Consider the following 16,246-nt stretch of genomic DNA (forward strand, 5'->3'; position numbering starts at 1 on the left):
ACTCTATGGGCAAGTCCAAGGTTCCGACATGGGCTATCATGCGCCGGTTTTCGTGACAGGCTTTGCTTCAACGCAGGCCTGGGCATCGCGCAGGGGATGAATGATCGCCCTCTGCCCAGGAGTAAGAATGAACACCCTATTCATGCATTGCAGGCCAGGCTTCGAAGGCGAAGTCTGTTCGGAAATTTCTGACCTCGCCGCGCAACTCAACGTGGCCGGTTACGCCAAGGCCAAAGCGGCCACGGCGTACGCCGAGTTTGTCTGCACCGAAGAAGACGGTGCCGAGCGCCTGATGCGCGGTCAGCGTTTTGCCGAGCTGATCTTCCCGCGCCAATGGGCACGCGGGTTTTTCATTGCTCTGCCGGAAACCGACCGCATCAGCGTGATTCTCGCGCACATGGCCGACTTCCCGGTGTTTGGTAGCCTGTGGCTGGAGGTCGTCGACACCAATGACGGCAAAGAGCTGTCGAACTTCTGCAAGAAATTCGAAGGCCCGTTGCGCAAGGCCTTGACCGCCGCCGGCAAACTGGTGGAAGACGCCAGCAAGCCGCGCCTGTTGTTGACCTTCAAAAGCGGTCGCGAAGTGTTTCTCGGCATGGCCGATGCCGGCAACTCGGCCATGTGGCCGATGGGCATTCCGCGCCTGAAGTTTCCGCGTGAAGCGCCGAGCCGTTCGACGCTGAAGCTGGAAGAAGCCTGGCACCATTTCATCCCGCGAGATCAGTGGGAAGATCGTCTGCACAGCGACATGACCGGGGTCGACCTCGGTGCCGCACCCGGCGGCTGGACCTGGCAACTGGTCAATCGCGGCATGCTGGTGACCGCCATCGACAACGGCCCGATGGCTGAAAGCCTGATGGACACCGGGCTGGTGCAACACTTGATGGCCGACGGTTTCACCTTCAAGCCCAAGCAGCCGGTGGACTGGATGGTCTGCGACATCGTCGAGAAACCGGCGCGCAACGCCGCGATGCTGGAAGAGTGGATCGGCGAGGGGCATTGCCGCGAGGCGGTGGTGAACCTGAAGTTGCCGATGAAGCAGCGTTATGCCGAGGTGAAACGCTTGCTCGAACGCATCGCCGATGGTTTCAAGGCACGCGGGATCAAGGTCGATATCGGCTGCAAACAGCTGTATCACGACCGCGAGGAAGTGACGTGCCATTTGCGTCGCCATGATGTGAAGAAAGCCAAAGCCCGCTGAGCGCGCAACAGGTGACCGAACCCCCGGCATTGGGCGACAATGCCGGCCAGTTTCAGGAGTGAATCATGAGTGAAATGATTGATACGCCGGTCGACGGCACCCTCGACGCCACCGGTCTCAATTGCCCTGAGCCGGTGATGATGTTGCACCAGCACATCCGAGACCTGGTGCCCGGCGGTCTGCTCAAGGTGATCGCCACCGATCCCTCGACCCGTCGCGACATTCCCAAGTTCTGCGTGTTTCTCGACCATGAACTGGTGGGCCAGCACGAAGAGGCCGGTACTTATCTGTACTGGATCCGCAAGAAAAACGGCTGAGTTCAGGTAGACACAAAACCCAATGTGGGAGCGGGCTTGCTCGCGAATGAAGGGTGTCAGTCACTGTAGATATTGACTGATACACCGCATTCGCGAGCAAGCCCGCTCCCACTTTTTTGCGTCCCGCGTAAGGGTTTTAGCCCATTGAGCGGCTGATACGAATGCGTTTGCGCGCACTGCGGGTCAGGCGAATCGACAGCATCAGCGCCGCACAACTCAGGCCAACGATCAAACCCTGCCACAAGCCGCTCGGGCCGCGTGGCGCGCCGAGCCAGTCGGTCAGGCCGAGGGCGTAACCCACCGGCAAACCGATGCCCCAATAAGCGAACAGGGTCAGGATCATCGTCACCCGCGTGTCCTGATAACCGCGCAGGGCACCGGCGGCGGTGACCTGAATCGCATCGGAAAACTGGAACAGTGCCGAATACACGATCAGCATCGCCGCGATGTGAATTACGCTCGGGTCTGCGGTGTATATCGCCGCAATCGGCTCGCGCAGCACCAGCATCATGCTCGCGGACAGGCAGGCGTAAGCCAGCGCAGTGCCCATGCCGACACCCGCAGCAAAACGCGCCTCACGGGGTTCTTCACGGCCCAGCGCCTGGCCGACGCGCACCGTCACCGCCATACCCAGTGAATACGGAATCATGAACACCAGCGAGCTGACGTTCAGCGCAATCTGGTGCCCGGCCACCACCGTAGCGCCGAGGCTGCCGATCAGCAGGGCGATCACCGCAAAAATGCTCGACTCGGCAAACACCGCGATACCGATTGGCAGACCAATCGCCAGCAGACGCTTGATCACCGCCCATTGCGGCCAGTCGAAACGGCTGAAGATTTCGCTCGAACGATAGGCTGGTGCCCAACGCTCATAACCGGCCAGGCCCAGCGCCATCACCCACATCACAATCGCCGTGGCCCAACCGCAACCCACGCCGCCCATGGCCGGCACGCCGAAGTGGCCATAAATGAAGATGTAGTTCAGCGGAATGTTCAGCGCCAGGCCGCACAGGCCCAACACCATGGCCGGACGGGTACGACCGATGCCGTCACTGGTGCAGCGCAGTACGTGGTAGAACGCCACCGCCGGCAGGCCGCTGGCGATGCCATGCAGGTATTGCATGCACGGGCCGATCAACTCGGGATCGACCTTCATCAGGTGCAGCACCGGCTCGGCGGCGACCAGCATCACCGTCGCGATCAACCCGACCACCAGCGCCAGCCACAAGGCCTGACGCACAATCGGACCAATCTCGCTGTGGGTGCCGGCGCCAAAGCGCTGGGCAACCTTCGGTGTGGTCGCCAGCAGGGTGCCGGTCATCAGCAGAAACACCGGCACCCAGATCGAGTTGCCCAGCGCCACCGCTGCCAGATCCTTTGGCCCGACACGGCCGGCCATCACTGCATCGACGAAGCCCATGGCCGTGGTCGCCAGTTGCGCGATGATGATCGGCAACGCCAGGGCGAGCAGGTTCTTGAACTCCATGCGAATACGCGCGGGGCGGGTGAGGGAGACGGCGACAGGTTGGTCAGTTACAGAATTCACAGGCAAAGCGTCCACAGGTGTTGATGCGCAAGGCGCCGCATTCTACGCCGCTGACGCCCTGGTCAGGAAAAATCCTCTGTTGCGGATTTGTAAGCGTAAAGCCTGCTGGCTCAGCAACGGATCTGCACCTAAACTGCCGATCCGCCAAAGGAGCCCGCCATGCTGATTGTTGCCGACGAAAATATCCCGCTGCTCGATGCCTTTTTTCAAGGGTTCGGCGAAATCCGCCGCGTGCCGGGCCGCTCCATTGACCGCGCGACGGTCGAGCAGGCCGACGTATTGCTCGTGCGTTCAGTGACCAACGTCAACCGGGCATTGCTGGAAGGTAGCAAAGTTCGCTTTGTCGGCACTTGCACCATTGGCACAGATCATCTGGATCTCGACTACTTCAGCGAGGCCGGCATCACCTGGTCCAGCGCACCGGGTTGTAACGCCCGGGGCGTGGTCGATTACGTGCTCGGCAGCCTGATGACCCTCGCCGAAATCGAAGGTGTCGATCTGACCAAACGCACCTATGGCGTGGTCGGCGCCGGTGAAGTCGGTGGCCGACTGGTCAAGGTTCTGAAGGGCTTGGGCTGGAATGTGAAAGTCTGCGATCCGCCGCGTCAGACCGCCGAGGCGGGCGATTACGTCAGCCTTGAGCAAATCATCGAACAGTGCGATGTGATCAGCCTGCACACGCCATTGACTCGCAGCGGCGAAGGGGCGACCTGGCATTTGTTCGATCAGCAGCGCTTGCAGCAACTCAAGTCGGGCACATGGCTGATCAACGCGGCCCGCGGCCCGGTGGTGGATAACGCCGCGCTGCGCGAAGTCTTGCTGGAGCGCGAAGACCTGCAAGCGGTGCTCGATGTCTGGGAAGCCGAGCCTGAAGTCGACGTGGCGCTGGCCGAACTCTGCGTGCTGGCGACGCCGCACATTGCCGGTTACAGCCTCGATGGCAAACAGCGCGGGACGGCGCAGATTTATCAGGCTTACTGCGACTTTATCGGCCAGCCTGCCAGCATCCAGCTCGGTGACCTGCTGCCTGCGCCGTGGCTGTCGGAAGTATCCCTGCATGCCGACAGCGATCCGGCGTGGGCGCTGGCGATGTTGTGCCGTGGCGTGTACGACCCGCGCCGTGATGACGCGGATTTTCGGCGCAGCCTCGTAGGCAGTGTCGCTGAACAACGTGCGGCATTTGACGTGTTGCGCAAGCAGTATCCGGTGCGACGTGAGATCGAAGGTTTGAAGGTGCGGATTGAAGGTGATTCGCCGCCGTTGCGGCAGATTGTAGCAGCGCTGGGCGCGGTGGCGATTTAAGCGCCGGGCCTGCTCGAGACTGCCGACCTCGTCTTGAAATGAAGACAGAAAAAACCCGGCCAAAGGGGCCGGGTCAGGAAGACGGTGGCTATATCACTTTTGTTCGGCAGGCTTGACCAATCGCTTTTCCAGTTCGCGGCAAGCGTCCTGGATCATGTCTTCAGTGATCGGTACTTCACGCCCATCCTTATCGATAATCGAGCAACCCAGAGGTTGGCCGGGCTTGGTGCGGATCACTTCAATCTTGTCGTCGCTGCTGTGTTGCAAGGACATGGCCTGTCTCCTCATCAGGTTGTGCGCCTAGGGTAAAACCGCCACGTGACCGGGCTGTGACAACTCCCTGCGGTCTGTCGGCGGCGGCAACTCCACTCAAACAGAAATGACCGCTGGTCTCAACCGGGACTTTAGACCAATAGCAACTATGGCCTAGTCTTTGGGGGCATATTTAACCTGACTCATTGTGATTTACAGAGTTCCGCCCCATAGAAGGTTTAGGCTAGCCCCTTTGACCAGCACGGATGTGTACCTGAATGATCTCGTTGCTTTCCTCACGACACCGACGCGCCTTGAATCTGACCCGTCGATTTCTCGCGCCTTACCGTTGGCAAGTCTGTGGTGCGCTGCTGGCGTTGATCGTGACGGCTGCCGTCACGTTGTCGATGGGGCAGGGGATCAAATTGCTGGTCGACCGGGGGTTCATGACCCAATCGCCGCACCAGCTCAATCAGAGCATCGGCATCTTTATGTTGATGGTGCTGGGATTGGCGGTGGGCACGTTCGCGCGGTTTTACTGGGTATCGTGGATCGGCGAGCGCGTCGTGGCGGATATTCGGCGCGAGGTGTTCAACCATCTGGTGTATCTGCATCCCGGCTTTTACGAGAACAATCGCAGCTCGGAAATTCAGTCGCGGCTGACCGCCGACACGACGCTGTTGCAGTCGGTGATCGGTTCGTCGCTGTCGATGTTCCTGCGCAACTTGTTGATGGTCATCGGCGGCGTCGTCCTGCTGTTTGTGACCAACGCAAAACTTACCAGCATCGTGGTGATTGCCTTGCCGTTTGTCGTCGCGCCGATTCTGATTTTCGGCCGCCGCGTACGCAATCTCTCGCGGTTGAGTCAGGATCGGGTTGCCGACATCGGCAGCTACGTCTCCGAAACCCTCGGCCAGATCAAAACCGTGCAGGCCTACAACCACCAAGTGCAGGATGAACAGCGTTTTTCGGCAACCGTCGAGGAGGCTTTCGACACGGCGCGCAAACGCATCTTTCAGCGCTCGTGGATGATCACCATGGTGATCGTGCTGGTGCTGGGCGCCGTGGCGGTGATGCTGTGGGTGGGCGGCATGGATGTGATTGCCGGGCGAATCACCGGCGGCGAACTGGCCGCGTTTGTCTTTTACAGCTTGATCGTCGGCAGTGCGATCGGCACCTTGAGCGAAGTGATCGGCGAACTGCAGCGGGCGGCCGGTGCCGCAGAGCGAATCGCAGAGTTGCTGCGCTCGGAAAATATCATTCAACCGCCCACTACCGGTCTGGTGACCTTGCCAGAACGCGTGCGGGGCGAGTTACAGTTGCAGGAGGTACGTTTTTCCTACCCCTCGCGTCCAGAAAGCTACGCCGTCAACGGACTCAATCTGACCATCAGGGCCGGCGAAACCCTGGCGTTGGTGGGACCCTCCGGTGCTGGCAAGTCAACGGTGTATGACTTGCTCTTGCGCTTCTACGACCCGCTCGAAGGCCGGGTGCTGATTGATGGCGTGCCACTCACCAGTCTTGATCCGCTGGACTTGCGCCGCTGCTTCGCGATGGTGTCACAGAGCCCTGCGTTGTTCTTCGGCAGCGTGGAAGAGAACATCCGTTATGGCCGCCCGACGGCGACACTGGATCAAGTCAAGGAAGCGGCCAAAATCGCGCACGCCCACGACTTCATCGAAAAAATGCCCAACGGATACCAGACCCATCTGGGCGACGCCGGACTCGGATTGTCCGGCGGCCAGCGCCAGCGGCTGGCCATCGCCCGCGCGTTGCTGGTCGACGCGCCGATCCTGTTGCTGGACGAAGCCACCAGCGCCCTCGACGCCCAAAGCGAACACCTGATTCAGGAAGCGCTGCCCAGCCTGATGCATAACCGCACCACACTCGTCATCGCGCATCGACTGGCGACGGTGAAAAACGCAGACAGAATTGCCGTGATGGATCAGGGCAAGCTGGTCGCGGTGGGAACGCATCAGGAATTGATTGCGAGCAATCCGTTGTATGCGCGATTGGCGGCGTTGCAGTTCAATGAAGGAAAGCAAACGTCTAAACAACTCTGATGAGCACGGCCTGCATCGGGCATTATGGCGACCTGTGTGGAATGCCAGGATGAGGACATGAGTCGTTACCAACCGACGTTGATGCTGACCACTCGAATGATTGCTTTAATCGCCGAAGTCATCTTTCAGGACCAACTACCTTAAGCCTGCACTAGCTTCAGGAATGATTGAAATGTCTGATCCTGGTAGTCCGAATAGTCCGAATAGTCCGACTCAAAAATATCGCCTGACCCGGCTTGGCGAGTTGGCAGTTGCGCGGATCAGGCGTAAGTCGTGATTTCACCGTGAATAAAAAATGCCCGTATCTCGCGATACGGGCATTTTTCGTTAAGCGGCGTTTGCCGGACACTCACTGATCATCAAAGTACCGCTCATGCCAATCCACCAGCGGCTGTGGTGAGTTGAGCTTCTGGCCGTAGATCACCGAATAAGACAACACGTTCTGCACGTACTGACGGGTTTCGTCGAACGGGATGCTTTCCACCCACACGTCGAAGCTCAGGTGATCGGCGCCGCGCAGCCACTGGCGTACGCGACCGGGGCCGGCGTTGTAGGCGGCGGAGGCGAGGACGCGGTTGCCGTTGAACTGGCTGTGAACCTGACTCAGGTAGGCGGCGCCGAGCTGGATGTTCTTGTCCGGATCGAGCACTTGCTGCGGTGAGGCCAGCGGGATGCTGAACTTGCGCGCGGTTTCCTTGGCGGTGCCGGGCATCAGTTGCATCAGGCCGCTGGCGCCGACGCCGGAGCGAGCGTCGTCCATGAAGGCGCTTTCCTGACGGGTGATCGCGAATACCCAGCTCGAGTGCAGGCCGCGAACCTTGGCTTCACGCACGAGGGTTTCGCGGTGAGCCATCGGGAAACGGATGTCCAGATCGTCCCAGTACTGCGCCTGACTGATGGTGCGGATTGCCGGGAAATACCATTTCAGGTCATAAGCGAGTTTGGCCTGAGCGACCATTTCGTCTCGGTTGAAATGACGGCTGACGTGGTACCACTCGCGGCGCCCGTCGACGATCTGGCCACGGGCGTGGAATTCCAGAGCGCGGCGCACGCCTGGCGTGTTGCGTACCTTGTTGATGGTCGCCTGGCTGAGCACCAGCGGTTTGTTGATCAGCGAATACGGCGACTGCGACCGGTCTGCAGCGAGGAAACCGTAGAAATCACGCTCACGGGCGAGGTTTTTGTACAGGGTTTGCGCTTCCGGGTTCTGCGGTTGTGCCAGTTCCAGGCTGCGCGCCTGCCAGTAGCGCCAGCGGTTGGTGGTCGCCAGATCCTGCGGCAAGCGGCGCGTCAGCTGATAGGCATCGTCCCAGCGCGCCAGTCGCAGCAGAAGGCGCAGACGCCATTCGGACACGGTGTTGTCACGCAGTTCCGGGTCGTATTTGGTCATCACATCCAGCGCGCGGCTGTCGAAACGTCTGGCCAGGGTCAGGCCTATTTCCCGGGCGATGGCGACTTTCTCATCGCGGGAGAAATGCATGCTGCTGGCGTAACCGTCGAGCAGGGCCATGGCCTTGTCCGGATCCTGACGGGCCAGACGGCGCAGACCGAGACTGACCACATCGGACATCGGCTCATCGGCCGGGGTGAAGCGCGAAGGTTGATTAAGCAGCTCGGGTTTCTGCGCCACATCGACCAGCAAACGACCGCGCGGGGCGAGGGTGGTCAGGCCGTTGGTCAGGCTGTTGGCGAGCGGATAGTTGCGCGCCTGGGCGGCGAGTTTGGTGCGCTCCCAGCGCTTCTGTTCAGTGAGTTGGCCGTCGGCGGCCCAGATCCCGAACAGGGCGTCGCACGCCGCTGGTTGTGATTTGCCGGTCAGCCACAGTTTGTCGGCATTGGCATAGCCTTCGGCCTTGTGACCGCTGCTGATCTGATACTGCGCATTCAGGCAGTCCAGTTCAGTGAAGTTGAGTTTCGGGTCGTAATACTTGACGAAGGTCGCCCAGTCACCGCGGTCGGCCAGCCAGCGCAACCAGCGCAGCTTCATCCAGTTGGCCTGAGGCAGGTCGCCGTGTTCGGCGAGGAATTTCTCGATTTCCGCGTTGCTCGCGGACTTCAGGCGCGCGGTCAGCTCGTCGTAGGCCAGATAAGGTTCCAGCGGATAATCGGCCAGCGCCTGGCTGTAGCGGAAATACGGGCCGGTATCGCCCTTGGCCAGCGCGCGCTTGGCTTCATCGTAATACTGGCGCTGGGTGGACAGGTCCACCGCCTGGGCGGATTGAGCGGCAGCGGCGGTAAGTAGCAAACAGGACAAAACACTGAGAAGGCGACTGCGCATGAGACATCCGGGCAGAGAAATCATGACAAGTGCCGACACTCATCAGCACTGAATTGTCTGTAGCTTAGCCTTTTGCCAGCAAGCGGCGAAAGCTTTGCGGGCCTTGCAGCACAAGTTCGCAACAATTGTTGTGCAGAGTGCTTCGACAGAGAAATTGCCGGCCTGTTGAAGCCCTGATTCAGGTAGAATGCGCGCCCGGTTTTTGGAGAAGCTCATGACCCTGCTCAAATTCAGCGATGTGTCCCTTGCATTCGGCGCGATGCCGTTGTTGGACAAGGTGTCCTGGCAGATCGCCCGTGGTGAGCGGGTGTGCATCATCGGCCGCAACGGCACTGGCAAATCCAGCATGATGAAACTGGTCAAGGGCGACCAGAAGCCCGATGACGGCTCGGTGTGGCGTGCCCCCGGTCTGAAAATCGGCGAATTGCCACAAGAGTTGCCGGTGGCCGACGAGCGGACAGTTTTCGACGTGGTTGCCGAAGGCCTCGACGGCGTCGGCGCCTTGCTTGCCGAATACCATCACCTGAGCCAGAACATCGTCACCGATGCTGATCTGGACAAGCTGATGCACGTTCAGCACGACCTCGAAGCCCGTGACGGCTGGCGCTTGCAAACGCTGGTCGACAGCACTCTGAGCCGCCTGCAACTGCCGGCCGACAAGACTCTTGCCGAGCTTTCCGGTGGCTGGCGTCGTCGCGTGCTGCTGGCGCAGGCGCTGGTGTCCGAGCCGGATCTGCTGCTGCTCGACGAGCCCACCAACCACCTGGACATCGGTGCGATTGCCTGGCTCGAAGAAGCCCTGAAAGATTTCCAGGGCGCCGTGCTGTTCATCACGCACGACCGTTCTTTCCTGCAGAACCTCGCCACGCGCATCCTCGAACTGGATCGCGGTGGTCTGATCGACTGGAACGGCGACTACGCCAGTTTCCTCGTGCACAAAGAAGCCGCACTGGCTGCTGAAGAGACTGCCAACGCGCTGTTCGACAAGCGTCTGGCTCAGGAAGAAGTGTGGATCCGTCAGGGCATCAAGGCCCGTCGCACCCGCAACGAAGGTCGCGTCCGCGCTCTGAAGGCACTGCGCGTTGAGCGCAGCGAGCGTCGTGAGCGCACCGGCAAGGCCAACATTCAGCTGGAAACTGCCGACAAGTCCGGCAAGCAGGTAATGGTTCTCGAGGATGTGAGTTTCGCTCACCCGGGCGGGCCGTTCCTGATCAAGGATTTCTCCATGGTGCTGCAGCGCGGCGACCGTATCGGTCTGCTCGGCGCCAACGGTACCGGCAAGACAACTCTGCTGAAGCTGATGCTCAGCGGTTTGCAACCGACCAGCGGCAAAGTGGAAGAGGGTACGCGCATCGACGTGGCGTACTTCGACCAGTTGCGTCATCAGCTGGATCTGGAAAAAACCGTGATCGACAACGTTGCCGAAGGTCGCGACTTCATCGATATCGACGGTCAGAGCCGCCACGTGCTGAGCTACCTCGGCGACTTCCTGTTCAGCCCGCAGCGTGCCCGTACGCCGGTCAAGGCGCTGTCGGGTGGTGAGCGCGCGCGTCTGTTGCTGGCCAAACTGTTCAGCAAACCGGCGAACCTGCTGGTTCTCGACGAACCGACCAACGACCTGGACGTGGAAACCCTCGAACTGCTCGAAGAAGTGCTGCTGACGTTCAACGGCACTGTGCTGATGGTCAGCCACGACCGGGCATTCCTCGACAACGTGGTTACCAGCACATTGGTCTTTGAAGGTGAAGGCAAGGTGCGCGAATACGTCGGCGGCTATCAGGACTGGATCCGTCAGGGCGGTTCGCCGCGCCTGCTGGGCGTGACCGAAAGCAAGTCGGGCAAGGCTGACCTGAATTCGGCGGTGGTCACCGCTGAGCCTGCAGTGGTTGCGGCGCCAGCGGCGCCGACCCCTGCAGCCAAGAAGAAGTTGAGTTACAAGCTGCAGCGCGAGCTGGAAGCGTTGCCGGGCGACATTGATGCCAAGGAACAGCAGATCGCTGCAGTAGAGGCTGAAATGGCTGAAGCCGGTTTCTATCAGCGTCCGCCAGCTGAAACGGCCAAGGTGATTGCTTCGCTGGAGCAGCTGCAGGCTGAGCTGGATGCACTGGTGGAGCGTTGGGCCGAGCTGGATGCCTGATTGCTGCTGATGTAAAAAAGCCCGGTGTTCAGTGATGAACACCGGGCTTTTCATATGTAACGTGATCTGCGAGCTGATATAGATCAAATGTGGGAGCGGGCTTGCTCGCGAAGGCGTCAGGTCAGCTTATACAACTGCGACTGACACTGCGCATTCGCGAGCAGGCCCGCTTTCACAGGATGATGTGTTTCAGCGTTTGACCAGGTGCACTGCCAGCACATCACAAGGTGCGCCGTGCAGCACGTCGTTGGCGGTGGAGCCGAGCAGCAATGCCAATCCGTGACGGCCGTGACTGCCAACCACGATCAAATCGCACGTTTGTTCCTTGGCAAAATGATGGATTTCCTGGCGTGGCTGGCCGTAGGTCAAGTGGCAGTTGGCGCCTTCGAGTTCGGAATACTTGAGCTTCAAACGCTCGAGCCGCTCTTTGGCCTGATCGAACTGCTGTTGTTGCAGTTGTGACAGATCCATCGGCACGTCGCCGCCAAAGGCCATGGCCATCGGCTCGACAATATGCACCAGCGAAAGCTTGGCGCCATTGCTCACCGACAGCTCTCGGGCGCGGTGGATCACTGGATCGCACTCTTCGGTCAAGTCTACGGCGACCAAGATGTGGTGGTAGGGCATGAGGTGCTCCTCGTGACGGTTCAATATTGTTAAGTATGGCTGGTTTCAAGCGCATTGGTTCCAAAGAGACGCAATGGGCTCATCGATAAACGGTGCCGCAAAAATTGAGAGTAGAGATATGACGGTCTGGTTAGTGGTGTCAATCCTTCTGGTGGTTTTGAGTCCGCTGGCGTGGTTGCGTCCATCGCGTGCGCAGAGTGGCCGCATCGCCCTGCGCATGGAGGCCCGGCGCATGGGCCTGGCCATGCAGCTGGCGCCTCAGGAGTGGCCGCACTGGCTGGCGCAAGAGCCGCCGAACCCGTGCGCGCAGTACCATCGTCCGCGTCGTAGCAAACAACCGGAGTGCTGGACCTACTGGCAGAAATCGCCGGGGGTGTGGGTCAATCAGTGGCAGGAAGTCTGCGAAGATCGGGCGCTGCTCAATTATTTCGAAAAATTGCCAGGTAACGTTTTCAAGATCGAGGCGGACAAGCAGATGATCGCCTTGTACTGGGGCGAGAAGGGCGAGGCTGCAGTTCTGCAGGCCATCGACGCCACACTGAAAGCGCTGGCATGACGCGCGGACTTTTCGCACTGCAATGGTGTGAAACGTCCGGCAGACGCGCAATAAAAAGCCCGACATGATTCATCGGGCGGGTTGGCCAGGCAGGCCGGTAGGTTTTTCGAGACTGATCCGGGTTCGAGCGGTCAGCATTTTTCCTGTAGTCCAGCCAGCGTAGCCGTTTAAACAGGCTTCGGTGCGAATTAGGGCGACTTTTCTAACTATTGATTCTATGAATGGCTTCACATGCAGACGCGTGTTGCGGGTCTTCGTGGTACGGAAATGACCGCAAAGTCGCATTTCAACCCGTATTTTGGGCGATTGACAATTGTCGGAAATTCCGTGAAGGTGGCGTACCCAAATCAAACGGGCGTATGAATTGAGCGTTTGTCTTACTGACCGCTCCTACAGAATCCCGACTATCGCGTTGGCGGGTGTGCCGGGTGGATTGGCGTTAGCATCGACGAAAAAGCGTCCTGCCGAGCCATTCGCCTGCGTCCGACGTGTACTGTTCAGCTTCCATATCGTGGAGATCAGTTGATGATTTACGAAGGTAAAGCCATCACGGTTAAAGCTCTTGAAAGTGGCATCGTCGAATTGAAATTCGACCTCAAGGGTGAGTCCGTCAACAAGTTCAACCGTCTTACCCTGAACGAACTGCGTCAGGCCGTGGACACCATCAAGGCAGATGCTTCGATCAAGGGCGTGATCGTCAGCAGTGGCAAGGACGTATTCATCGTCGGCGCCGACATCACCGAATTTGTCGACAACTTCAAGCTGCCGGATGCCGAGCTGGTTGCTGGCAATCTCGAAGCCAACAAGATCTTCAGCGATTTCGAAGACCTCAATGTTCCGACCGTGGCCGCCATCAATGGCATCGCCTTGGGCGGCGGTCTGGAAATGTGCCTGGCGGCTGACTATCGCGTCATGTCGACCAAGGCCAAGATCGGTCTGCCGGAAGTCAAACTGGGCATCTACCCAGGTTTCGGCGGCACCGTGCGTCTGCCGCGTCTGATCGGTGTCGACAATGCCATCGAGTGGATTGCCGCCGGCAAGGAAAACCGCCCTGAAGACGCCCTGAAAGTCAGCGCCGTCGATGCCGTGGTGGCTCCAGAGAAGCTGCAGGAAGCTGCCCTTGAACTGATCAAGCGCGCCATCTCCGGCGAGTTCGATTACAAGGCCAAGCGTCAGCCGAAACTGGAAAAGCTCAAGCTGAACGCCATCGAACAAATGATGGCTTTCGAAACCGCCAAAGGTTTCGTGGCTGGCCAGGCTGGCCCGAACTACCCGGCCCCGGTTGAAGCGATCAAGACCATCCAGAAAGCCGCGAATTTCGGTCGCGACAAGGCGCTGGAAGTCGAAGCAGCAGGTTTCGTCAAACTGGCAAAAACCTCTGCAGCGCAGAGCTTGATCGGTCTGTTCCTGAACGATCAGGAACTGAAGAAAAAGGCCAAGGCCTACGACGAAATCGCCAAGGACGTGAAGCAGGCTGCCGTACTGGGCGCCGGCATCATGGGTGGCGGTATCGCCTATCAGTCGGCTTCCAAAGGCACGCCGATCCTGATGAAAGACATCAACGAACACGGTATCGAGCAGGGTCTGGCTGAAGCCGCCAAACTGCTGGTTGGCCGCGTTGATAAAGGTCGCATGACTGCTGCGAAAATGGCTGAAGTGCTCAACGGCATTCGTCCGACCCTGTCCTACGGTGACTTCGGTCACGTCGATCTGGTTGTCGAAGCTGTGGTCGAGAACCCGAAGGTCAAGCAAGCCGTACTGGCTGAAGTCGAAGCTCAGGTCAAAGAGGACACCATCCTCGCGTCCAACACCTCGACCATTTCCATCAGCCTGCTGGCCAAAGCCCTCAAGCGTCCGGAAAACTTCGTCGGCATGCACTTCTTCAACCCGGTGCACATGATGCCGCTGGTGGAAGTGATCCGTGGCGAGAAGTCCAGCGAGCTGGCGGTTGCCACCACCGTTGCCTACGCCAAGAAAATGGGCAAGAACCCGATCGTCGTCAATGACTGCCCGGGCTTCCTCGTCAACCGCGTACTGTTCCCGTACTTCGGCGGCTTCGCCAAACTGGTCAGCGCCGGAGTGGACTTCGTCCGTATCGACAAGGTCATGGAAAAATTCGGCTGGCCAATGGGCCCGGCCTACCTGATGGACGTGGTCGGCATCGACACCGGCCACCACGGTCGTGACGTAATGGCTGAAGGTTTCCCGGATCGCATGAAGGATGACCGTCGTTCGGCCATCGACGTGCTGTACGAAGCCAAGCGCCTGGGCCAGAAGAACGGCAAGGGTTTCTATGCCTACGAGGCCGACAAGAAAGGCAAGCAGAAGAAAGTCGCCGATCCGTCGGTGCTGGAAGTGCTCAAGCCTATCGTTTACGAGCAGCGCGAAGTCACTGACGAAGACATCATCAACTGGATGATGATCCCGCTGTGCCTGGAAACCGTGCGTTGCCTGGAAGACGGCATCGTTGAAACTGCCGCCGAAGCCGACATGGGTCTGGTTTACGGCATTGGTTTCCCTCCATTCCGTGGCGGTGCGCTGCGCTACATCGACTCGATCGGTGTTGCCGAGTTCGTTGCCCTGGCTGACCAGTACGCTGATTTGGGCGCGCTGTACCACCCGACCGCGAAGCTGCGCGAAATGGCCAAAAACGGCCAGAGCTTCTTCGGTTAAGCGCCCCCAACTAGAGTGAGAGTGAACTTATGAGCTTGAATCCTAGAGACGTCGTGATTGTCGACTTCGGTCGTACTCCGATGGGCCGCTCCAAGGGCGGCATGCACCGCAACACCCGCGCCGAAGACATGTCGGCGCACTTGATCAGCAAATTGCTGGAACGCAACAGCAAGGTCGATCCTGCTGAAGTGGAAGATGTGATCTGGGGCTGTGTCAACCAGACCCTGGAGCAGGGCTGGAACATCGCGCGCATGGCGTCGCTGATGACCCAAATCCCGCACACCTCGGCCGGCCAGACCGTCAGCCGTCTGTGTGGCTCGTCGATGAGCGCACTGCACACGGCTGCGCAAGCGATCATGACCGGCAACGGTGACGTGTTCGTGGTAGGCGGCGTCGAGCATATGGGCCACGTGAGCATGATGCACGGTGTCGATCCGAACCCGCACATGTCGCTGTACGCGGCGAAAGCCTCAGGCATGATGGGCCTGACCGCTGAAATGCTGGGCAAAATGCACGGCATCACTCGCGAACAACAGGACGCTTTCGGCGTGCGTTCCCACCAGTTGGCCCATAAGGCAACCGTGGAAGGCAAGTTCAAAGACGAAATCATCCCGATGCAGGGCTACGACGAGAACGGTTTCCTGAAACTGTTCGACTACGACGAAACCATTCGTCCGGAAACCACCCTGGAAAGTCTGGCGGCACTCAAGCCTGCCTTCAATCCAAAGGGCGGCACCGTGACTGCCGGTACTTCGTCGCAGATCACCGATGGTGCTTCGTGCATGATCGTGATGTCGGCGCAGCGTGCTCAGGATCTGGGTATCCAGCCAATGGCAGTGATCCGTTCGATGGCGGTGGCGGGTGTGGATCCGGCAATCATGGGCTATGGTCCAGTTCCGGCCACGCAGAAAGCGCTGAAGCGTGCGGGCCTGGGGATCAACGATATCGACTTCTTCGAGCTCAACGAAGCTTTCGCTGCGCAGGCTCTGCCCGTGCTGAAAGATCTGAAAGTGCTCGACAAGATGAACGAGAAGGTTAACCTGCACGGCGGTGCAATCGCCCTGGGTCACCCGTTTGGTTGCTCCGGTGCGCGTATTTCCGGCACTTTGCTGAACGTGATGAAGCAGAATAGCGGCACCTTCGGGGTGGCCACTATGTGCATTGGTCTCGGCCAAGGCATCTCCACCGTCTTCGAACGCGTTTAAGCGTCTCGTCGATGGAAGCCGGGGCCAAGTGCCCCGGTTTTTGTTTTTGTGGATTTATTTTGTTTTTATTTTGAAAAAATTTGAGTGAG

The 16,246-nt window shown here is 59.3% G+C and carries 12 protein-coding genes and 1 pseudogene; 9 read left to right on the plus strand and 4 right to left on the minus strand.

Annotation, left to right across the window (positions count from 1 at the left end; all coding sequences use genetic code 11):
- Nucleotides 1-127: 127 nt before the first annotated feature.
- A complete protein-coding gene (gene rlmM, locus F2P67_RS24980; protein ID WP_166225114.1) occupies nucleotides 128-1,201 on the plus strand; it encodes a 23S rRNA (cytidine(2498)-2'-O)-methyltransferase RlmM in 1,074 nt (357 codons plus the stop codon).
- 65 nt (nucleotides 1,202-1,266) lie between these two features.
- Complete coding sequence (gene tusA, locus F2P67_RS24985) at nucleotides 1,267-1,518, plus strand: sulfurtransferase TusA (protein WP_166225117.1); 252 nt, start codon at nucleotides 1,267-1,269, stop codon at nucleotides 1,516-1,518.
- A gap of 136 nt (nucleotides 1,519-1,654) precedes the next feature.
- Here the strand turns inward: tusA and F2P67_RS24990 are convergent, their stop codons facing one another.
- Nucleotides 1,655-3,064 (minus strand): MATE family efflux transporter, encoded by a 1,410-nt coding sequence (locus tag F2P67_RS24990; RefSeq protein ID WP_166225120.1) that lies wholly within the window; start codon nucleotides 3,062-3,064, stop codon nucleotides 1,655-1,657.
- A gap of 159 nt (nucleotides 3,065-3,223) precedes the next feature.
- On the opposite strand from F2P67_RS24990, the gene pdxB reads away from it, so the two are divergent.
- Nucleotides 3,224-4,366: a 4-phosphoerythronate dehydrogenase PdxB gene (gene pdxB, locus F2P67_RS24995; RefSeq protein ID WP_166225123.1), complete on the plus strand. Its 1,143-nt coding sequence runs from the start codon at nucleotides 3,224-3,226 to the stop codon at nucleotides 4,364-4,366.
- A 93-nt stretch (nucleotides 4,367-4,459) separates the two neighbouring features.
- Here pdxB and F2P67_RS25000 read toward each other — a convergent pair whose 3' ends face one another.
- Nucleotides 4,460-4,639 carry a PA1571 family protein gene (locus tag F2P67_RS25000; protein ID WP_064598133.1) on the minus strand — a complete coding sequence of 60 codons (180 nt, stop codon included), beginning with the start codon at nucleotides 4,637-4,639 and terminating at the stop codon, nucleotides 4,460-4,462.
- 257 nt (nucleotides 4,640-4,896) lie between these two features.
- Between F2P67_RS25000 and F2P67_RS25005 the strand changes: the two genes are divergently transcribed.
- A complete protein-coding gene (locus F2P67_RS25005) occupies nucleotides 4,897-6,681 on the plus strand; it encodes an ABC transporter transmembrane domain-containing protein (RefSeq protein WP_166225126.1) in 1,785 nt (594 codons plus the stop codon).
- 127 nt (nucleotides 6,682-6,808) lie between these two features.
- Nucleotides 6,809-6,958, plus strand: a pseudogene (locus tag F2P67_RS27995) (Fic family protein); the annotation flags it as partial.
- Between the two features lie 72 nt (nucleotides 6,959-7,030).
- Here F2P67_RS27995 and F2P67_RS25010 read toward each other — a convergent pair.
- Nucleotides 7,031-8,959, minus strand: coding sequence for a transglycosylase SLT domain-containing protein (locus F2P67_RS25010; protein WP_166225129.1), 1,929 nt, complete (start codon nucleotides 8,957-8,959; stop codon nucleotides 7,031-7,033).
- 214 nt (nucleotides 8,960-9,173) lie between these two features.
- Between F2P67_RS25010 and F2P67_RS25015 the strand changes: the two genes are divergently transcribed.
- Complete coding sequence (locus tag F2P67_RS25015; RefSeq protein WP_166225132.1) at nucleotides 9,174-11,096, plus strand: ATP-binding cassette domain-containing protein; 1,923 nt, start codon at nucleotides 9,174-9,176, stop codon at nucleotides 11,094-11,096.
- Between the two features lie 189 nt (nucleotides 11,097-11,285).
- Here the strand turns inward: F2P67_RS25015 and F2P67_RS25020 are convergent, their stop codons facing one another.
- Nucleotides 11,286-11,723 (minus strand): universal stress protein, encoded by a 438-nt coding sequence (locus tag F2P67_RS25020; RefSeq protein ID WP_122595418.1) that lies wholly within the window; start codon nucleotides 11,721-11,723, stop codon nucleotides 11,286-11,288.
- A 118-nt stretch (nucleotides 11,724-11,841) separates the two neighbouring features.
- Between F2P67_RS25020 and F2P67_RS25025 the strand changes: the two genes are divergently transcribed.
- The 3 genes from F2P67_RS25025 to fadA all read left to right on the plus strand — a co-directional run bounded on the left by F2P67_RS25025 (nucleotide 11,842) and on the right by fadA (nucleotide 16,157).
- Entirely contained in the window at nucleotides 11,842-12,279 is a 438-nt protein-coding gene (locus F2P67_RS25025; RefSeq protein ID WP_166225135.1) for a hypothetical protein, read from the plus strand.
- Nucleotides 12,280-12,804: 525 nt separating this feature from the next.
- Nucleotides 12,805-14,952, plus strand: coding sequence for a fatty acid oxidation complex subunit alpha FadB (fadB, locus tag F2P67_RS25030; protein WP_166225138.1), 2,148 nt, complete (start codon nucleotides 12,805-12,807; stop codon nucleotides 14,950-14,952).
- A 29-nt stretch (nucleotides 14,953-14,981) separates the two neighbouring features.
- Nucleotides 14,982-16,157: an acetyl-CoA C-acyltransferase FadA gene (gene fadA / locus F2P67_RS25035; RefSeq protein ID WP_102356365.1), complete on the plus strand. Its 1,176-nt coding sequence runs from the start codon at nucleotides 14,982-14,984 to the stop codon at nucleotides 16,155-16,157.
- Nucleotides 16,158-16,246: the final 89 nt, after the last annotated feature.

The organism is Pseudomonas atagonensis, assembly GCF_011369485.1.
Taxonomy (GTDB): domain Bacteria; phylum Pseudomonadota; class Gammaproteobacteria; order Pseudomonadales; family Pseudomonadaceae; genus Aquipseudomonas; species Aquipseudomonas atagonensis.